13 protein-coding genes are annotated in these 20,160 nt (G+C 43.4%); 11 read left to right on the top strand and 2 right to left on the bottom strand.

Annotation, left to right across the window (positions count from 1 at the left end; genetic code table 11):
* Window positions 1-105 precede the first annotated feature (105 nt).
* The 11 genes from ABR189_RS15600 to ABR189_RS15550 all read left to right on the top strand — a co-directional run bounded on the left by ABR189_RS15600 (window position 106) and on the right by ABR189_RS15550 (window position 14,126).
* Window positions 106-4,437 carry a CusA/CzcA family heavy metal efflux RND transporter gene (locus ABR189_RS15600; protein ID WP_354661431.1) on the top strand — a complete coding sequence of 1,444 codons (4,332 nt, stop codon included), beginning with the start codon at window positions 106-108 and terminating at the stop codon, window positions 4,435-4,437.
* Between the two features lie 59 nt (window positions 4,438-4,496).
* On the top strand, window positions 4,497-5,606 hold the full coding sequence (locus ABR189_RS15595) for an efflux RND transporter periplasmic adaptor subunit (RefSeq protein ID WP_354661430.1): 1,110 nt from the start codon (window positions 4,497-4,499) through the stop codon (window positions 5,604-5,606).
* 42 nt (window positions 5,607-5,648) lie between these two features.
* Window positions 5,649-6,092, top strand: a complete 444-nt coding sequence (locus tag ABR189_RS15590) for a thioredoxin family protein (RefSeq protein WP_054280981.1) — start codon at window positions 5,649-5,651, stop codon at window positions 6,090-6,092.
* A gap of 1 nt (window position 6,093) precedes the next feature.
* The gene (locus tag ABR189_RS15585; protein ID WP_054280980.1) at window positions 6,094-7,020 is read left to right on the top strand and encodes an FAD:protein FMN transferase; all 927 of its coding nucleotides are present in this window, start codon (window positions 6,094-6,096) and stop codon (window positions 7,018-7,020) included.
* Window positions 7,017-7,247 (top strand): DUF4266 domain-containing protein, encoded by a 231-nt coding sequence (locus tag ABR189_RS15580; RefSeq protein ID WP_054280979.1) that lies wholly within the window; start codon window positions 7,017-7,019, stop codon window positions 7,245-7,247. The genes ABR189_RS15585 and ABR189_RS15580 overlap by 4 nt, the downstream gene beginning before the upstream one ends.
* A gap of 18 nt (window positions 7,248-7,265) precedes the next feature.
* Window positions 7,266-8,471 (top strand): DUF3570 domain-containing protein, encoded by a 1,206-nt coding sequence (locus ABR189_RS15575; protein ID WP_054280978.1) that lies wholly within the window; start codon window positions 7,266-7,268, stop codon window positions 8,469-8,471.
* A gap of 17 nt (window positions 8,472-8,488) precedes the next feature.
* Window positions 8,489-8,950: a heme-binding domain-containing protein gene (locus tag ABR189_RS15570; protein WP_054280977.1), complete on the top strand. Its 462-nt coding sequence runs from the start codon at window positions 8,489-8,491 to the stop codon at window positions 8,948-8,950.
* Between the two features lie 23 nt (window positions 8,951-8,973).
* The gene (locus ABR189_RS15565; protein ID WP_054280976.1) at window positions 8,974-9,693 is read left to right on the top strand and encodes a VIT1/CCC1 transporter family protein; all 720 of its coding nucleotides are present in this window, start codon (window positions 8,974-8,976) and stop codon (window positions 9,691-9,693) included.
* Between the two features lie 347 nt (window positions 9,694-10,040).
* Window positions 10,041-12,539, top strand: coding sequence for a cation-translocating P-type ATPase (locus tag ABR189_RS15560; protein ID WP_054280974.1), 2,499 nt, complete (start codon window positions 10,041-10,043; stop codon window positions 12,537-12,539).
* Window positions 12,540-12,656: 117 nt separating this feature from the next.
* Entirely contained in the window at window positions 12,657-13,484 is an 828-nt protein-coding gene (locus tag ABR189_RS15555) for an RteC domain-containing protein (protein WP_054280973.1), read from the top strand.
* Window positions 13,485-13,532: 48 nt separating this feature from the next.
* Window positions 13,533-14,126, top strand: a complete 594-nt coding sequence (locus ABR189_RS15550) for an HD domain-containing protein (RefSeq protein WP_054280972.1) — start codon at window positions 13,533-13,535, stop codon at window positions 14,124-14,126.
* Between the two features lie 61 nt (window positions 14,127-14,187).
* On the opposite strand, the gene ABR189_RS15545 is transcribed toward ABR189_RS15550, so the two are convergent.
* Both ABR189_RS15545 and ABR189_RS15540 read right to left on the bottom strand, forming a co-directional pair.
* Complete coding sequence (locus ABR189_RS15545) at window positions 14,188-19,695, bottom strand: helicase-like domain-containing protein (protein WP_054280971.1); 5,508 nt, start codon at window positions 19,693-19,695, stop codon at window positions 14,188-14,190.
* Window positions 19,685-20,119: a DUF1896 domain-containing protein gene (locus ABR189_RS15540; RefSeq protein WP_054281259.1), complete on the bottom strand. Its 435-nt coding sequence runs from the start codon at window positions 20,117-20,119 to the stop codon at window positions 19,685-19,687. The genes ABR189_RS15545 and ABR189_RS15540 overlap by 11 nt, the downstream gene beginning before the upstream one ends.
* Window positions 20,120-20,160: the final 41 nt, after the last annotated feature.

Below are 20,160 nucleotides of genomic sequence, written 5' to 3'. Positions count from 1 at the left end.
GGCTAAATAATCTTGCTACATACTATTGTTCCGATGTGCGGCTAATCATTGCGCAGGTATTCTTCTGTGAGCCAAATTATCGTTAACAAATTCCAGAAGAAATTTATGCTAAATAGAATTATTGAGTTTTCCGTAAGGAACAAACTCATTGTAGGGCTATTGGTAATCGCCCTGATAGTCATAGGTGCTTATCAAACCACCAGATTACCTATTGATGCTGTGCCGGATATTACCAATAACCAGGTGCAGGTCATCACCATTGCTCCTTCTTTCGGAGCCACTGATATTGAAAGACTGGTAACCTTTCCCATCGAACAGGCAAACAGCAATATTTCCGGCTTAAAGGAGATCCGCAGCTTTTCCCGGTTCGGGCTTTCGCTGGTAACCATTGTTTTTGAAGATGGTATTGATATTTATTGGGCAAGGCAGCAGGTGGCGGAACGTCTGCAACAGGTGCAAAGCCAAATCCCCCCAGGCATCGGTACACCGGCATTAGGCCCCATATCAACGGGATTGGGAGAAATATATCAATATGTGGTACGTCCGAAAAAAGGTTTTGAAAAAAAATACGACATCACCGAACTGCGTACCATTCAGGACTGGATTGTGCGCCGCCAGTTATTGGGCGTAAAAGGCGTAGCCGAAGTCAGCAGTTTTGGCGGCAAGCTGAAGCAATATGAAATAGCCGTAAACGCCGACAAATTACACGCCCACGGCATCAGCATCAAAGATGTGTTTGCTTCACTGGAAGCCAACAACCAGAATACGGGAGGCGCTTACATCGAAAAAGGCCCCACCGTCCTGTATATCCGTAGTGAAGGGCTGATAGGCACTATTGAAGATATTCAGAACATAGCCATTACAAACAGACCCGATCAGCCACCACTTTTTATTCGTGACGTTGCTGCTGTAAAAATGGGCTATGCCACCCGTTACGGCGCTGTGTGCTATAATGACGAGGGCGAAGTGGCCGGTGCCGTGGTGATGATGCTGAAAGGCGAAAACAGCAGCCAGGTCATTAAAAACGTAAAAGAACGCATCGCCCAAATTCAAAAGACACTGCCCCAGGGTGTGGTGATCGAACCGTTCCTTGACCGCACAAAGATGGTCAACAATGCTATCGGAACCGTTGAGCATAACCTGATGGAGGGTGCGCTCATTGTTGTGTTTGTGCTGGTGATATTTCTTGGAAATATCCGTGCGGGTTTATTGGTTGCATCGGTTATTCCGTTGGCTATGCTATTTGCCATCTGTATGATGAACCTGTTTGGCGTAAGCGGTAATCTGATGAGCCTCGGTGCGCTGGATTTCGGCCTGATCATCGATGGCGCGGTAATCATCGTGGAAGCGGTAATGCACCAGATAGCACATAATAAACATTTCCGACAGATAGGTGGCATTTCCAAAGAAGAAATGAACGGAACCGTTACCACTGCCGCCGGTAAAATGATGAACAGCGCCGTGTTCGGGCAGATCATCATCCTTATTGTTTATCTGCCTATTCTTTCCTTACAGGGCATAGAGGGCAAGATGTTCAAGCCGATGGCGCAAACCGTGGCCTTTGCCTTATTGGGTGCATTTTTACTATCACTTACCTATATTCCAATGATGAGCTCGCTGGTACTGAAAAGAAAAAGCAGTACAAAAGTGAACTATTCCGACCGGATGATGGCGGCCATTGAAGCATTTTATCAAAAGATGTTACTCCGGGCATTGCGGCTGCCCAAACTTATCCTTTCATTGGTTGCAGTACTTTTCATTGTTTCAGTTTTTATTCTTTCCCGTTTGGGTGGCGAGTTTATTCCCTCCCTGGAAGAGGGTGATTTTGCCGTAGATACCCGTGTGCTTACCGGCAGCAATTTGAACACAACAATCGAGCATACGCAGAAAGCCGCACACCTTTTAAAGACAAAGTTCCCGGAAGTAATAAAAGTGGTTACCAAGATTGGCAGCGGTGAAGTACCTACCGACCCTATGCCAATGGAAGCCAGTGATATGATGGTGATCCTGAAAGACAAAAAGGAATGGACTTCCGCAAAGACATTTCCCGAACTGGCAGAAAAAATGAGTAAGGTGCTACAGGATGTTCCGGGCATCACCGCAGGTTTTCAGTACCCGGTGCAGATGCGTTTTAATGAACTAATGACCGGTGCCAGGCAGGATGTGGTATTAAAGATTTATGGGGAGAACCTGGATACACTGGCTGCTACAGCAGCACAGTTGGGAAAAGTGGTGAATACCGTACAAGGAGCGGAAAACCTTTATGTGGAACCGGTTACAGGAATGCCGCAGGTAATTATTCAATACAACCGGCCGCTTATTGCACAGTATCATTTGTCCATTGCCGACATCAACAATATAGTAAACACGGCATTTGCCGGGCAAAGCAGCGGGCTGGTTTTTGAAGGTGAAAAACGTTTTGATCTGGTGGTTCGACTGGATGCCAATGACCGCAAGCGACTGGAAGATGTAAAACGTTTGCTGATACCTACCGCCCAGGGCAACCAAATACCACTTTCGCAACTGGCCGATGTACAGATCAAGGAAGGGCCTAACCAGATACAGCGTGAAAATGCCCAGCGCCGTATCATAGTCGGTTTCAATGTCAAAGGCCGGGATGTGCAGAGTATCGTGAAAGAACTTCAGCAAAAAGTAGCGCAACAAGTAAAATTGCCCGTAGGGTATCACATTACTTATGGAGGTTCTTTTGAAAATCTGAACCAGGCCAAAGAGCGGCTGATGATTGCTGTTCCGGTGGCATTGGTGCTGATTTTCATCCTGCTTTTCTTTGCTTTCAGGTCTGTTAAAGAGAGCCTGCTTATCTATACAGCCATTCCTCTGTCCATTATCGGTGGTGTATTGCTACTGGCTGCCCGTGGTATGCCGTTCAGCATTAGTGCCGGTGTTGGGTTTATTGCCCTGTTTGGTGTGGCAGTACTGAACGGGATTGTACTTATTTCGGAGTTCAAACGCATTAAAAACGCAGGTTTGACCAACATTTCCCGCATCGTGGTTTATGGCACTAAAATCAGGTTACGTCCCATCCTGATGACCGCAAGCGTTGCATCACTGGGCTTTTTGCCGATGGCTTTGAGCAACGGAGCAGGAGCCGAAGTGCAGCGTCCGCTGGCAACAGTTGTAATCGGCGGATTACTGATTGCTACGCTGCTTACTTTGTTTGTGCTTCCGCTATTGTATATCCTGTTTGAAAAAGGCATCAAAATCAAAAACAAAGCGGTCGTTATACTGTTCATCGGCTTGCTATCTGCCGGAACAGTAAGCGCACAGACACCGGTTAGCTTAGATGAGGCGATCCATATTGCCATAAAGAACAACCTCCAGGTAAAAAATGAAAAACTGGTTTCGGAATATAGTAAAGCCCTGGTAAAATCGGGTGCCAATATCCCTCAAATGGCGGTTACGGCTGATTTCGGTCAGATCAACAGTGCGTATAATGACACCCGGTTTGGCGTGTCGCAGAGTTTTGCATTTCCTTCTGTTTACCAAAAACAAAACAGGGTTCTTGAAGAAGAATACAAGCAGAGCCTGCTGAATATTTCACTGAAAGAATATGAGTTGAAAAAAGCCGTAACCCAAACATTTTTCACCCTCCTTTATTGGGAAAAGAAAGAAGCATTACTGCTTGGGGCAGATAGTTTGTACAGTGGATTTTATGAAAAGGCAAAACTGCGCTTGCAAAATGGCGAAAGCAATATATTGGAAAAAACAATTGCAGAAAGCCAGAAAGCAGCTATCGCCATACAGTTGCAGCAGGTAAGGCAGGAGCTGAATACAATGGGCATCCGTTTGAGGTTCCTGTTGAACACAGATACCCCTATGCAACCGGCAGATGACAGTAAAATACCTGTTTTATCTTCTAATTCCGGCAACGATCATCCTTTATTGCAAATATTAAAACAACAGCAAGCTATTGCGATAGCACAGACCAAAGCTGAACGGGCAAAACTATTGCCTGATCTGATGCTGGGTTATAACAACAACAGTTTTAAAGGCACAGGTCCCGACAATAATTCCTATGGCACGGCTAACCGGTTCCATTCCGTACAGATTGGCATTGGCATTCCTGTTTTTGCGCAGGCGCAAAAAGCCAGGGTGAAAGCATCCCGTATAGCTGAAAATATTGCAGAAGGTCGGCTTGCAGCCGAAACGGCCGCATTGAAGAGTAAATACGAGGAACTGCTTTCCGCCTATGATAACAATATAGCTATTGTCAGGTATTTTGAAACCACCGGGCTGAAAAATGCAGCTACCATCGTTGCTACAGCGCAGAAGCAGTTCCTGGGTGGCGAAATCAATTACCTGGACTGGGTAATGCTGATGAACCAGGCTATTGCAATACGGAGCAATTATGCCGATGCGGTCAATACGCTTTGCCAGTCCATTATATCCATCAATTATCTCAATCTAAATCCATAATTATGCTTTTATCAGCAATCCATATAAAAAAATCAGCCCCATTAAAATGTGTCTTACTGTTGGCTGTCCTGGCATTTTCCCAATGCAAAAACAAATCTGCGGATGCCGAGAAGCCAGCCGTCAAAGGAGAAAACAATGTGGTCATATTAACCGATGCACAACTGAAAAACGCACCGGTAACCACTACACAGCTTTCCGACAGGAATATTGCCACCCAATTAAAGCTCAATGGCAAGATAGACGTGCCACCCCAAAGTTTGGTTTCGGTAAGTGTGCCGCTGGGAGGTTATCTGAAAAATACCAAACTATTACCGGGAATGCAGGTAAAAAAGGGCGAAGTAATCGCTGAACTGGAAGACCCGCAATACATCCGGTTGCAGCAGGATTACCTTCAGGCGAAATCAAAACTGCATTTTGCACAACTGGATTACAACCGCCAAAAAAATCTGAATGAAAACCAGGCGGCGAGCGATAAAGTAATGCAACAGGCACAGGCAGAAATGGCTGGTCAGCAGATACAGCTCAATGCACTGGCGCAGCAACTACGACTCATTAATATTAATCCTGATAAACTTTCAACAGCCACGATAGCTAAGGGTATCCGCATTTACAGCACCATCAATGGTTTTGTAAGCAAGGTGAATGTGAACATTGGTAAATACGTCAACCCTTCAGAAGTATTGTTTGAACTCATTAATCCCGATGATATTCATTTGAATTTGAGGGTATATGAGAAAGATATCAGCCATTTGAAAATCGGTCAGCAGGTAATTGCCTATACCAATAACGACCCCGGTAAAAAAATACCTGCTGAAATTATTTTGATCAGTAAGGACATCGGAATGGACGGAACCGCTGATGTGCACTGTCATTTTCACCAGTATGATAATGGACTATTACCCGGAATGTACATGAATGCGGTCATAGAACTTCAATCCACTTTTTCACAGGCATTGCCCGAAGAAAGCATTGTTGATTTTGAAGGGAAAAGCTATGTGTTTGCGGTAAGCGGTAAGCAAAAATACACCATGCTGCCGGTTACACCTGGCACACAGGAAAACGGTTTCGTTCAGATACTGAACAGCGGTGAGCTGGCAGGAAAAAACATTGTGGTACAGAACGCTTATACGCTATTGATGAAACTCAAAAATGCAGCAGAAGATGAATAGCTGCTATTGATAAATTAAATCACAATCTTAAAAATTAATAAAATGAAAAATGTAAGTGTAGCCATCCTACTGGCGTTATTTTCAAACATAGCCTTTTCGCAATCACGTTTCGATCAGGCTAAAAAAGAAGCTGCTGAAAAAAAGGAGCTGATCGTACTCAATTTTTCCGGGTCGGACTGGTGCGTTCCCTGCATTAAGCTCCATAAGAATATTATAGAAACCGAAGCATTTCAAAAACTGATTTCGGATAACGCTGTGATATATCTCAATGCCGATTTCCCGAGAAGCAAAAAGAAACAGCCGACACAGGCCGTTAAAAAAGAAAATGCAGAACTGGCAGACCAGTACAATCCGAACGGGATATTCCCTTATACGCTTTTGTTGGATGCAGAGGGTAAAATCTTAAAGACCTGGGAAGGATTGCCGGCCCAAAGTGCGGACGCTTTTACAGGTGAAATACGGAATTTCTACAACAAAAAACATTAAGATGCTACAGGAATTTCGCAAACCCCAAAGGCTGATGGGCAATGCTTTTGAAATTACCGTTGTGGATACCGATGAGCGGCAGGCACTGGAGCATATTGATGCCGCCATAGCCGAAATCCAACGGATTGAGCAATTACTCACCACTTATAAGGAAGACAGTCAAACCAACCTCGTTAACCGCAATGCGGGGGTGCAGCCTGTAAAAGTGGATGCGGAAATGTTTAACCTGATTGAACGGAGTATCCGCATCAGCCAGATTACAGATGGTTATTTTGATATTTCTTACGGTGGCATAGATAAAAGGCTCTGGAACTTCGACAAGGAAATGAAGGAGCTTCCTGATCCCGGATCTGTTAAAGAACACCTGAAACTGGTCAATTACAGGAACATCCTTTTAGACCCCGAAAAACAAACCGTTTTCCTGAAAGAGAAAGGTATGCGTATCGGTTTCGGGGGAATTGGAAAAGGCTATGCTGCCGAGATGGGCAAACGATTATTGCAGCAACGTGGTGTCCAATCCGGTGTTGTCAATGCTTCGGGTGACCTTACGGTTTGGGGAAGCCAGGCAGACGGTAAACCCTGGACGATTGGCATTGCCAATCCCGATAATGCAAGATTGCCATTTTCGTACCTGAATATAACGGATACGGCGGTAGCCACTTCAGGTAATTACGAAAAATATGTCATGATCGGAGGCAAACGGTATTCCCACACCATTAATCCCAAAACAGGAATACCCGTTTCCGGGGTCAAAAGTGTGACCATTATCTGCCCGAATGCAGAAATAGCTGATGCAATGGCTACGCCTGTAAGCATCATGGGCATCGATGCAGCGCTAAACCTTATTAACCAGATCCAACAGGTTGAATGTATCATCATTGACGATGCCAACCGCATTTATTCATCCAAAAAAATCAATTTAAAATGAAACAATTATCAAGTAAAATATTTTTAAAAGCTGCTGCTTTTATGGCAGTTTGCGCTTTGGTTTCCTGTACAACAGTAAAAGAATACCAAAAGAATAAGCTGAATGATGCCGAAATGGTACTCGGCAATCGCACCATCGAAAAAACCGAACTCAATTTTCAATCCTACCGTGAAGGCTCATCCGGTGCCAATGCAGGCAAATCTGGTGGAGGCTGTGGCTGTAATTAACCTAAAAAGAGAAAAACAATGAAAAGAATATTTTTAACAGCAGCAGCTCTTATGGCGTTATTGCATTCCCATGCGCAGACTACGCCTGTTGATACCAGCCATATATCCCGAAAATTAAAAGTTGATGAAATTAACCTGGTATCCAGCTATTATCATCAGAATGGCAATAACTCGGCAGTGACGGGTGGTATCGGTTCTGAAAGGTTGACGGATATTTCCAATGTCATAGACGTTACACTCGTTAAATATGACAGAAAGAACAGGAAAAATAAATTCAGGCTGGATGTAGGTGTAGATCATTATACCTCTGCTTCTTCCGATAGGATCGACCTGAAAGCCAATTCTTCCGCATCTCACGCCGATACAAGGTTTTATCCTTCGATTGGCTGGACGAGAGAAAATGAAAGTAAAGGCAGCACACTGATGGGTGGAGTTTCCTATTCCGGGGAATTTGACTACCAGTCTTTAGGTGCCAATATTGGCTTTGCACAGAAAACAGCCAATAAAATGGGTGAATTTACAGCCAAGTTCCAGGCTTATTTGGATCAGGTGACACTTATAGCGCCGATTGAATTAAGACCAAACTATAGTCCGGGAACTGGTGGAAGGGAACATGAACAATATGGTACCAGCGGGCGGAACACGTTTGCACTTTCACTTGCCTATTCGCAGATTATCAATCCAAACTTTCAGGTGGAACTGCTTACGGACGTTGTGCAGCAGAGTGGCTATCTAAGTCTGCCTTTTCACAGGGTATATTTTTCGGATGGTACCGTACATCAGGAAACCCTGCCCGATAAGCGTTTTAAAATCCCACTGGGGCTACGTGCCAATTATTTTCTGGGAGATCAATTTATCATCCGTACCTATTACCGCTATTACACGGACAGTTGGGGTATAAAATCACATACGATCAGTTTGGAAACTCCGATCAAATTATCACCTTTTGTTTCAGTCAGTCCGTTCTATCGTTTTTATACGCAAACAGGGGCAAAATATTTTGCGCCTTATCAGGCACATGGGGTATCGGATGAGTTTTATACCAGCAATTACGACCTGTCCAAATTCAATAGCAATTTCTTTGGTGCAGGCATACGTTACAACCTGCCCAATGGGCTTTTGGGCATACAACAGATCAATATGCTGGAATTACGATATGGTCATTATACCAAGTCGGTAGGAATGGCATCGGATATTATTTCGTTAAACATCAGGTTCAAATAAAAAATAATTAAAATAAAATGAAAAAATCAATCTTAAAAAAGATAGTAGCAGCCATAGTGCTGCTGCTTATCATCATTCAGTTCTTTGGAACAGAAAAAAATAGCAGTATTGTAGCCTCTGAAAATGCAATTACCAGGCATTATAGCGTACCTCCGAAAGTACAGGGATTGCTAAAAACAAGCTGTTACGACTGTCATTCCAATAACACCACTTATCCCTGGTACAACAATGTGCAGCCGGTAAAATGGTGGCTGGCCAGTCATGTTACTGAAGGTAAAAAGCATTTGAATTTTGATGAGTTTAATACCTATCCTGCAAAGAAGAAGCTACACAAACTGGAGGAAGTGGTAGAAACGATTAACAGAGATGAAATGCCGTTAAACTCTTACACGCTTATTCACGGCAATGCAAAACTTTCTGATGCAGACAAAAAAGAGATAGAGGCGTGGGTGAATACAGTAAAAAAAGAAATTCAATAAATCATTTAATAAAAGGAAAACAAATGGCAAATAGTAAACAAACAGGAACACTGGATAATTATCTTGACAATCACTATATGCACAAAAGCAACTGGCTGCGTGCGGCGGTATTGGGTGCCAATGACGGCATATTGTCTGTTGCCAGTATCGCTATTGGCGTAGCAACAGCCAGCAGTACAAGAGAGCCAATTATTTTAGCGGTTTTGGCAGGTCTTGTTGCCGGGGCATTGTCAATGGCTGCCGGAGAATATGTATCGGTAAGTTCGCAGACCGATCTGGAGAAAGCGGATATAAAAAGAGAGCAGCAGGAACTGGATGAAATGCCCGAAGTCGAATTGCAACGGCTAACAGAAATATACCAGAAACGGGGACTGAAAAAGGAAACCGCTCAACTTGTTGCCAAAGAATTGACGGAACACAATGCACTTGAAGCACACCTTAGGGATGAGCTTGGCATCAATGAAATCACACAGGCTAACCCCATTCAGGCGGCATTGGCATCGGGCGCAGCGTTTACGGCAGGCGGTATTTTACCCTTAGCAATAACACTGTTTTCTCCTGTAAAGAATATGGAATATGTTCTTTACATCTTTTCCATTGTATTTCTGGGTATTCTCGGTGCATTTGCTGCACGCACCGGTGGTTCAGCAATAGCAAAAGCAGTTGTTCGGATTACGCTTTGGGGAACTATTGCAATGGTATTGACCGCTCTGGTGGGGTATCTTTTTGGAGTAAAAGTATAATAGAGTTACAAGCCTTGGAAAAGAAGCGTTTTTCAGGGCTTAATCTTTCGTTAGTTCTTGCTTTTCATTTTTTTTAGCCACAAAACCACTGTCCATACGGCAGTGACGCCAAACAGAATAAAAAGCGGTACATAATAGTTTGCAAAGACACTGTGAAAATAACTGCCTGCAATGATATAAATACTGGCAATGCAAAGTTTAAATGGGATAAATTCTTTGTTTGCCCAGGTGGTTTTTTTATTGAAGAAGCTCATGTTTTATCAATTTATATATAACAAAATTATTGAAAGCAAAACACAGGAACAAAGAAAGCATATGTATTTTTAAAGATTAATATCTAATTGTTTATGTCATATAATATACCCGACCATCTGAAAGGTCTTAACGATAGCGAAGTAGCCGCTTCTAGAAGGCAATACGGCTACAACAAAATAGACGGTGTTCATACAAGCACGGTGCTGGAATTGCTGATGAATATACTCAAAGAACCAATGCTCATACTGCTCTTTGCCATTTCAGCCATTTACCTCATCGTAGGCAATTATGGTGAAGCCCTTTTTATGTTGCTGGCAATCGTTGTGGTTTCCGCCATTTCATTATACCAGGATACCCGTAGCAAAAAAGCACTGGAGGCATTGGAAAAACTGAACGAGCCATTGAGTAAAGTTATCCGCAATGCACAGGTTATTGAAATTCCGACCCACGAAATTGCGGTAGGCGATCTCTGCATTACCGAAGAAGGAAAAACGATTAACGCCGATGGCGAGATTATGCACAGCAACGACTTTTCCGTTAATGAAGCCTCTCTGACCGGCGAAAGTCTTTCTGTATTCAAAAGCAGGGAAAGCGAAGACAACAAGGTTTATAGTGGCACATTAGCAGTATCGGGACTGGCTGTATTTAAAGTGGAACAAATAGGCGCAGCAACCCGCCTTGGTAAAATCGGCGTTTCCCTTTCGGGAATAAAAGAAGAAGCCTCGCCTTTGCAACTTCAAATACGCAGCTTTGTAAAAGCTATGGCTATTGTGGGTATAGCTATTTTCGGGATGGTATGTGCCGTTAGCTATTATCATACTCAAGATCTGATTAACAGCCTGCTCAATGGGCTTACGCTGGCAATGTCTGTACTGCCGGAAGAAATTCCCGTAGCATTTACCACTTTTATGGCATTGGGTGCCTGGAAGCTGATGCGTGACGGTATCATTGTCAAACGCAGCAGCATTGTGGAAACATTAGGCAGCACAACGGTGATCTGTACTGATAAAACCGGAACCATTACTGAAAACACGATGCACCTAAAGCATCTTTACGACTACCGGTCGGATAAAATTTTAGATGAGAAAGATTTCAGCGATGTGGCACTTTCTACGCTGATTGACTATGCCATGTGGAGCAGTGAGCCTGCCCCTTTTGACCCGATGGAAAAGACTTTGCACAAAGTATATGAGCAAACACAATCCAACGACCAACGGAAAGCATTTAAAATGATACATGAGTATCCACTGGAAGGGAAACCTCCAATGATGACACATCTTTTTGAAAATGCTGAACAACAACGGATCATCGCTGCTAAAGGTGCGCCGGAAGCCATTCTTAATGTATCCACACTTTCGGAAAATGAAAAAAATAAAATACGGGAGCTTATCAAAAATTTCGGACAACAGGGCTTCCGGGTTTTAGGGGTTGCCAGCACCTCTTTTGAAGGGAATGACTTTCCTTTAAAGCAACAGGATTTCAGGTTTGATTTCCTGGGGCTGGTCGTTTTCTATGATCCGCCAAAGCAAAATATTCAGGAAGTCTTCCGCCATATTTATGACGCTGGCATTAAAGTAAAAGTAATTACGGGTGATAATACTGATACCACCAGAAGCATTGCAGCACAGGCGGGAATTTTAAACACAACCGATGCAGTAGAGGGAAAAGATATTATGGAATATTCGGATGCTAAGCTTATGGAAGCAGCCGAAGATAAAGTATTGTTTACCCGGATGTTCCCTGATGCCAAGCTGGCTGTGGTAAACGCACTAAAAAAGCAAGGTGAAGTAGTGGCCATGCTGGGCGATGGCGTAAATGACGGCCCGGCACTGAAAGCTGCTCATATTGGTGTGGCAATGGGCAGCAAAGGAACTGAAATAGCTAAAGCTGCTGCAGCATTGGTGATTACCAATGACGATTTAGACAAGCTGATTACCGGTATCGCATCCGGTCGAAGAATTTATGCGAACATTAAAAAAGCTATTCAGTATATTATTTCCATTCATATACCGATTATTCTTACGGTTTCTCTGCCTTTGTTTCTGGGCTGGGTATTCCCACAGATATTCACTCCTGTCCACGTGATCTTTTTAGAATTGATAATGGGGCCTACCTGCTCCATTGTATATGAAAACGAACCGATGGAGCGTAACACCATGTTGAAAAAGCCACGAAAAATGACGGATACATTTCTGAACTGGAAAGAGTTGGCTGTTAGCATTGCTCAGGGGTTGATCATAACAGGTGGTGTATTGTTCGCTTATCAATATACCGTGCAAAACGGCGGTAATGAAGAGAAAACAAGAGCGATGGTTTTTACGACCTTGATTTTTGCCAATATTTTATTGAGCCTGGCCAATCGCTCATTCCATTACAGCCTGTTTGAAAGTTTTAAGAACAGGAATAGGCTGTTTGTGGTAGTCAACAGCTTAACCTTTATTCTGCTGTTCGCTATATTATATATTGCACCTTTTGCCAATTTCTTTCACTTAACAGGATTAAATGCAGGCGAATTAGGTACGGCTATTGGCATTGCATCGGTATCTGTATTATGGTTTGAAGTGTATAAATGGGTGAAGCGAGTGAAATAAAGAAACATAGAAATTTTAATTAATACGCCTCGTAAAATGCTAACAGAATAGAGCATCGGCAAAACAATTTGGGTTCTTCTATTAGCAACCAATATCTGGGGCATTTAAAATAATAAAATGGAAAAATTCTATAATGAAACGCTATATAAATTGGAATTTTCAATCAATGAGTTAGAGATTGAAACCGATTGTTCTATACAACAGGTAGAAACTGTGATACACCTTATTCTTAAATGCCTGTCCGAAGTAAAAGAGTATATATTGAAAAGAGGATTTAAGAATACAGATGAGGAAATCCGTTTTTTCAAATATCAGAAACCGACCATTGTTTCAAAACTTATTTACTACAATACCATTTACAAGATTGAAGCAAGAAAACCCTATGGAGCAAAGCCAATAAAAAAATATCTTACCAAAGAACTGAAAAAGCTAAAAAGATTTTTTGATAACAATCTCGATTTCTATAAATACTATCGTAGCAATAATTCTTTTCTTGATGAAAGTTTTTTTGTACGTGGCAGGCACGATATAAAACTATGGTTGGATACTTACTATTTTCAGTCTGACCAGTCCTTTTCCACTTCACACGATTATAAGGTTGCCAAGATAATTGCTAACGACATGATACAGGTTTATGTCGAAAAACAACTATACAGCAAAACCCAGGACAATAAATCGGTAGCCACTGAAAAGTTAAATTGGACGGGAAGCAAAACGGCTATGATAGAATTAATTTACGCACTGAATTGTCAGGGTGTGTTTGATAATGGCAATACCGATATAAGATTAATAGCACAATATTTTGAAAATACGTTCAATATTGACTTAGGGAATTTTTATCAAACGTTTTTGGAGTTACGAACCCGAAAAATAAACCGTACAAAATTCCTTGATGAACTCCGGGACGGTCTTCTAAAGAAGATGGACGAACAGGACGAGAAATAATTGTGTCCATGTTCAGTACTTAGAATATAAATTTCAAATTATCAGATAATGGTAGCAGAGAATATTATTGAATTGACACGGAAATATGTATCTGAACTTTTGTCCGGCAAACTTCCTGATGGTATTTTCTTTCACAATGTAGAGCATACGAAAGAAGTTGTAAAGGCAGCAATTGAAATTGCCCAAGCATGTAATTTTAACCCGAAGCAATTAGAAATTGTTACGCTTTCCGCATGGTTTCACGATTGCGGTTATACAGTGCAGTATATTAACCACGAGGACAGCAGCAAAGCCATTGCCTCCGATTTTTTAACCCGGTATGGCTATCCAAAAGATGATATAGAAAGGGTTTTAGCCTGCATTGAGGCAACACGTTTCCCACAAAATCCCCAATCGCCGGAAGATAACGTTATTGCAGATGCAGATTTGTATCATTTCACAAAACCGGATTACCCCAAATATGAACAGCGATTAAGGAAAGAGTTTGAAATACATTTGGGTAAATCCTGTACAGATGTTGAATGGAACAAAACAAACTATACTTTCTTGCAGAACCATAGTTACCATACGGAGTATGGGCAAACTGTCCTTCAAAAGTCCAAAGAAGTAAACATAGAACGGATAAAACAAATCTTACCGTAGATATGGAAAAAGTAAAAGGGGACTTGCAGATCCCCTTTTACTTTTTATCGCTCCTTTCAGTTTATAATACCCCACGGGGTAAATGAATGCCTTTAACCCGTACAATTGTTTCCGAATTATTCTGCACTTGCTTTTCGGCTTTTTCGGGTTGTTCTTCGCCCGTATCGGTTTCCGGCTTTATGGATAATTGTATTTTCCTTTCAACCGCCGCCAGTTCCGTTTTGAGGTCGCTTAATGCCTGCTCTTTCTTCCATGAGCCATTTACCACTTCCTGAAGAACCGGAAGGTCCTTTTGCAATTCAGCAATTTTCTTCTGTTCCTGCTCTAAGATACCCGGTATCTTTTCGAGCGCATTCAGAAAATTAAAGGATGCTGTTTTCGCATCGGTAGCCATCTTGCCGTTATTGTACGTGTACTTGATATTGCCCTCACCCTGAACAAAGAAACGGTTGTCCTTAATATCCACACCGTCCTTTTGCGAAACCTCTGTTTTTACTAAGAGCGTAAAACCATATAGCGTACCGATTTCCTCATACTGCCCTGCGGTGCGGGCTTTTTCGGAAAGCTGATTGAGTTTTGCCCCAACCTGCTTTACATCGGCGTTTGGTGAAAGCCCAATAAGCTGCACAGGGTTGAGTATTTCGCCCTCTTTGTTTTTCTGTATGCGCTTTTGCAGGTTTCCGAGGTCGAGGCTCATACGGTCGAAACGTGCCTGCGTACTTTCCAGTGTGGCAACAGTATCTTCCAGCTTGTATTTGGAACTAAGTTTGGAACGGTTATGCGCCTGGCGTTCGCTTTCCAGTCCGGCAATCTGCTTCTCCAGCTTTGCTTTTTCTAATAGGTCTGTATTGCCTGAAAGTATCGCCACGTATTCGGAGAAGTTCATGCCCGTTTTCTCGTCCATTCCACCTTCATCAATGGTACGTTTGCCGAGGCTGTTGCTCTTTAATTGCTCGATAAATACCTGCTTATTGTACAGCGTATTGAATTTGTAGCTATCCAGCGATTTTTGAACGGCGTAGATGAAAATATCCACTTTGTTATCGGCAAAGAATTTGGCAATATCATTGCCCTTGCGGATAGCCCTGCCATCCCGCTGTGCAAGGTCTGATGGTCGCCACGGTATATCTAAATGGTGGACAGCAACTGCCCGCTTTTGAGCGTTAACGCCCGTACCGAGCATTTCGGTAGAACCGAACAGCACCCGTATTTTTCCCTCGTTTACATCCCTGATAAGCTCCTTACGTTGTTTCTCATTTTTAGCCTCCTGAATAAACCGTATTTCATGAGCAGGGATACCGTGGTCTTCCACCAGCTTACGCTTGATTTCAGAATAGATATTCCATTCGGCGGGTTTATAAGTGCCGAGGTCGGAGAAAATAAACTGCGTTCCTTTCTGCGCATCGAATTTGTTGTAGTATTTAGCAATATTAGCCGCACAGTGCGAGGCTTTATTGTCGGGGTGGTCTTCATAACCCCGGCTAATCATCCGCATATCCAGCGACATCTTACGTGCGTAGTCTGTCGCAATCAGCATTTTTGCTTTTTCTTCGCTTTCGCTCAGCGGCGGTCTGCCTAATAATTCGGCGTTGCCCGTTTTGGCAAACTCCATCAACTTTTTGATGAAAACCTCCTGTTCCGGTGTCGGTGGGATATGGTACAGTATCTCATTCTTTTCGGGACGGTCTATGCCAATGTCCTTTGCCGTCCGGTAGTCGGTAATCTCCGAATAGAACTGCGCCAGTTCCGGCACTTTGATGAAGAAGCGGAAACGCTCTTTTGATACGATATTGTTCGCTACCGAAAATTCATAATCGGTGGTTTTACGAGCGTAAATAGCTGCCCAAGCATCAAAACAGTTGATGCCCTGTTTTTCCATTGCTTTAGGGCGCAGGTATTTAAAGAGCAAATACAGTTCAGTAAGCGAGTTGCTGATCGTCGTACCTGAAAGGAACGTTGCGCCCAAGTCTTTGTCTGTGCGCTCCTGAATGGTGCGGATGGCAAATAGCAGGTTCAAAGCCTTTTGGCTTCCCGCCATGTTGCCCAATCCCGCTACACGTTCATGTCTTGTGTTGAACATGAGGTTTTTAAAACGATGGCTTTCGTCCACTAAAATGTGGTCTATGCCCATCATTTTAAAGTCCACAACATCGTCCTTGCGGTTTTCGATGTCATGCTCCAGTGTTTTTAACCTAACCTCTAAATTTTGCTTACGAACAATTACCCCTTTGAGCATTCCCCTTGAAACTTCCTTGCCCTGTCTTTCCAAAGCCGCAAGATTTTCTTCCACGCTTTCCAATTCGGCTTCCAAAATCTGCTTTTGCATTTCAGGCGATTGCGGTATCATCCCGAACTGGTCATGCGTTAAGATGATGCAATCCCAATCGTTGTTTTTAATATCGCCGAAAATGCGCAGACGTTTCTGCGGGGTAAAATCTTCTTTGCCGGGATATAATATTTTGGCGTGTGGGTAGGCTTTGCGGTAAGTTTCCGCTATTTCATGCACGTTGGCTTTTAACCCGATGATTATCGGCTTATGTGCCAGCCCCAAACGCTTCATTTCCTGCGCTGCAGTACACATGATGAGCGTTTTACCCGCACCCACTTCATGGTCGCAGATAGCACCGCCGTTCATCTTAATCATCCAAACGGCATCTTTTTGGCTTGGGTAGAGGTCTTCAATGCCCAACGCCTTGCGGTCAAGCCCCGGAAAATCCTGATGGCTGCCGTCATATTGCGGACGAACAAAACAGTTAAAGGTGTCGTTGTATTTATCGGTCAGGCGTTGCTTAAACTCATCGTTCTGCGCAAAAAGCCAATCTGTAAACTCCCTGCGTATCTCATCAATTTTACTGTTCGCCATTTGTATGGCTTCCATATCCCGCACCTTGACTTCTTTATCATCTATAATTACCTTTTTGGTAATGTCGGGCGTGGTATTGACAAGAGCGTGTTTCAGCAGGGTAACGCCGTCAAACGTGCGGCTTTCCGACTTGATGGCGTATTTTTCTGTGATATGGATATTCTTACGGTCGCAATGGATTGAAAAATCATCGGAACTTTCGGAATAATGAATGCGGATTTCGGTATCGAACAGATGCGAAGCAAAACGATTGTAAATGCCCGCTGGTATCCAACGTTCACCGAGGTTAAAATCGAGTTCGTCAAACTCTATCCTGCGGGGCTTGGCTTCTTCGAGTGCTTTAAGACTTTCGGCAGCTTCTTTGCTATCCGGTTGCCCTGCGAGGTACGCCCGTACTTCTGCCGCTTTTTCTACTACGTTGCCCGAAACCCATTTTTCTGCAATCTCATATTCTCTTTGTGCAGGATTGTAAAAGATGCGGCCATGCAGCGCATCTTTTAAATCTTCGCCGGACATTCCGCTTAACTCCGACATATAGTTCAAATCAACCGTTCCGTACTTGTTGAGCGATGCCGCCAACGCTTCATCCGGGTTGTCCGTTGCGAGTGTTGTTGTTGCAAAACTGACAGGCTGGTGGAATATATCTGACTTATGTACCACGCCACCTACCACACGCTCCAAATAAGGTACTTCCTTACCTGCGCTATCGGTTTTAATCAATTTGATATTGTCGGCACTATTCAGATTGCCGTATCTTTTTTCAAAATCATCATACAGGCGGTTCAGTGTTTCCCGTTCTTGTTTGTACTCTTTATGATATTGTGCTTCGTGATTGTAAAGCTGCTGATAGGCATCCCGTAACCCTATATAGGCTTCGGCTCTTACTTTCTGATTGGGAGGCAATAATAGCGGACAGAATACAGCCGTGCCATTGGGTATATCCACATCCCGCAAATGCCCAACAAAACCCTTATCCGTTGCAAGGCAATCATCCCTGTGGAATGATTGCAGTTCGCCGGAATATGGTGCGGGTTCAGGGATGGTATTGTCCGTTGCAGGGGCAGGTTTGTTTTTGGGCAGTTCTTCTATTTCGCCGTTGCTATTGACACTAACAGACGAAAACAAATCGCCAATTACGGCTGATTGCTCACTTGTTCGTGACGTGATTGGAGGCTTTGGCGTTTCCTCTTGTAAACTACGCAAGGGTATATAATCGAACAGCCCCGGCTGTTGGGTGCGACCGCCTACCTTTTTCTTGGTAATGCTCGTTTTTCTTCTGACCTTTTTCGCTGGTGCGAGAACGGCAGATTGTGGCGTATTGTTAAAGAGGTCAAACAAACTCAATTGTACTTCTTCCCGTGTTGACGGCGCATCCGCTACCGCCGTGATGCCTTGCAGTGTACGGCTCATGACAGGTTGTGCCGCCGCAGGATTGGTAAAATTGAATAATGTGGGCTGTGATGTTTTTCCCCTTGCATTGCCGGTAGCTGGCTGCACGGGGGCTGGTTCAGGTACTAAAGTAATACCCGGCTGTATGGTAGGTTCATCCGGCGCAATTCCTTTATAAAGGTTCAGGTTTAAATTGCTTTTAAAATCCGCAGACAGTATTTGCCTGGCTTCTTTTGCAATTTCTTCCACACCGCCACTATGTACATATACGGTGTAGGGCTTACCGTACAGGTCGGTGGATTGAATGATTTCATCGAACACAACGGGAGCGGTATAATGAACAAAGGCATTTACGTGGTCGTTGTGCTTTGTGAGCAGTGTATCGCAAAAATCTTTTTCCAATTCCGTAAGCCCTTGTTTGCCCTCATTCTTTTGAAGTACGATAAGGTCGCTTCCAACTTCAGTTCCTGCATAATCCATAAAAAGATTGTTCGGTAGCCGTACCACCGAAACAAGATTATGCGCTGCCATCAATGCCTCACGGATAGGCTTATTGCTTGGGCTATCCAAAACACCCTGCGAGGTAATGAAAGCGAGCATACCACCATCCCGTATGGTGTCCGTTCCCTTCAGAAAAAAATAATTGTGGATACTTTTTGCTGCCTGCGCTCTTGCAGGGTCATCACCACGCGAATAGGAAAGGTCAAAGACCGAACTTGTGCCAAATGGAATATTGCTGGCAATTACATCGTAGCTGTTCAGTTCCTTTTCCGGTATTTGTTCAAAACCGTTTATTCGGATATTTCTGTCTGGGCAAATCTGTTTAAGGATTTTGCCCGTAAGCAGGTCTTTTTCATAAGCCGTAACCTGCGGCACGTCTTTATCTGTAAAAGACTGAATAAAACCGCCAACCCCTGCTGATGGTTCTAAAAATTTCTGTATCGTTATGCCGTTTTCCTTGAAAATATCGGATAGCATATTTATAATTTCGGGAGGGGTGTAAAACGCCGTCAGTACCGAGCTGCGCATACTGTCCACATAATGTTTGTATTGCTTTTCGTCTGGGGCATTTTCTTTCAGCATCCGGTGGAGTTCCTGCGTTTCCTCAAAATAGGTTCGCTCATAGTCTTTCCATTGCCTTATGTCTGTTGGATGCTCTGCGGGATTTAAGATGAATTTTATCCCGCCGAAACCGCTATACTGCAAAAGCTGCTGCCGCTCGGCTTCGGTAGCTTGGCGTTTTTCCTTTTCTAACCTGAACATGACCCGCAACGCCTCAATATTCAATTTCAGGTGTTCACGTTGATTAAATGCCATAGTCCTCGATATGAATTGCTATGGTTCCCGTGATTTCTGTATAGAGCAGGTCGTGGTCGGTGGTGTAAGCAAAGTCATCCGTTAGCACATATTTGGCAAATACGGGTTCGCAGATTGGCAGCATCTTTAATGCGAACGGGCGGAGTTCTTCGTCCAGCATGATGCTGTTAAACTCATTGCAAACCACTTGAAAAACAGTGTCGAATTTGGAATAGTGAAGTCCCTCAAACAGTATGTAATCTGCGATACGGTTGCATTGCTCTGTGGAGTTTCCCGAACTAAATGCACCCTCGTAGGCGTTTGCCGCCCATTTGGAACGTTGCTCGATAAATCTTTGGTCATGTGCTTTTTCGGGGAAGCTGGTATTTAATAATTCCTGTAACCTTAACGAGAAATAAGAGAGGTCTTTTTGCTGTGTACTCATATTGATTTTGTTTAAAATTTTCAATGAGTAGCTAAAGTATT

This window comes from Chitinophaga sp. H8 (genome assembly GCF_040567655.1).
Lineage (GTDB): Bacteria > Bacteroidota > Bacteroidia > Chitinophagales > Chitinophagaceae > Chitinophaga > Chitinophaga defluvii.
Note: the sequence above shows the minus strand (reverse complement) of the source record. Positions and strands in the feature narration are given on the sequence as shown.

Excerpts from the sequence above, each read along its gene's own strand:
- ABR189_RS15600 (WP_354661431.1), top strand. The coding sequence starts at position 106 with ATGCTAAATAGAATTATTGAGTTTTCCGTAAGGAACAAACTCATTGTA.
- ABR189_RS15590 (WP_054280981.1), top strand. The coding sequence starts at position 5,649 with ATGAAAAATGTAAGTGTAGCCATCCTACTGGCGTTATTTTCAAACATA.
- ABR189_RS15585 (WP_054280980.1), top strand. The coding sequence starts at position 6,094 with ATGCTACAGGAATTTCGCAAACCCCAAAGGCTGATGGGCAATGCTTTT.
- ABR189_RS15580 (WP_054280979.1), top strand. The coding sequence starts at position 7,017 with ATGAAACAATTATCAAGTAAAATATTTTTAAAAGCTGCTGCTTTTATG.
- ABR189_RS15575 (WP_054280978.1), top strand. The coding sequence starts at position 7,266 with ATGAAAAGAATATTTTTAACAGCAGCAGCTCTTATGGCGTTATTGCAT.
- ABR189_RS15570 (WP_054280977.1), top strand. The coding sequence starts at position 8,489 with ATGAAAAAATCAATCTTAAAAAAGATAGTAGCAGCCATAGTGCTGCTG.
- ABR189_RS15565 (WP_054280976.1), top strand. The coding sequence starts at position 8,974 with ATGGCAAATAGTAAACAAACAGGAACACTGGATAATTATCTTGACAAT.
- ABR189_RS15560 (WP_054280974.1), top strand. The coding sequence starts at position 10,041 with ATGTCATATAATATACCCGACCATCTGAAAGGTCTTAACGATAGCGAA.
- ABR189_RS15555 (WP_054280973.1), top strand. The coding sequence starts at position 12,657 with ATGGAAAAATTCTATAATGAAACGCTATATAAATTGGAATTTTCAATC.
- ABR189_RS15550 (WP_054280972.1), top strand. The coding sequence starts at position 13,533 with ATGGTAGCAGAGAATATTATTGAATTGACACGGAAATATGTATCTGAA.
- ABR189_RS15545 (WP_054280971.1), bottom strand. The coding sequence starts at position 19,695 with ATGGCATTTAATCAACGTGAACACCTGAAATTGAATATTGAGGCGTTG.
- ABR189_RS15540 (WP_054281259.1), bottom strand. The coding sequence starts at position 20,119 with ATGAGTACACAGCAAAAAGACCTCTCTTATTTCTCGTTAAGGTTACAG.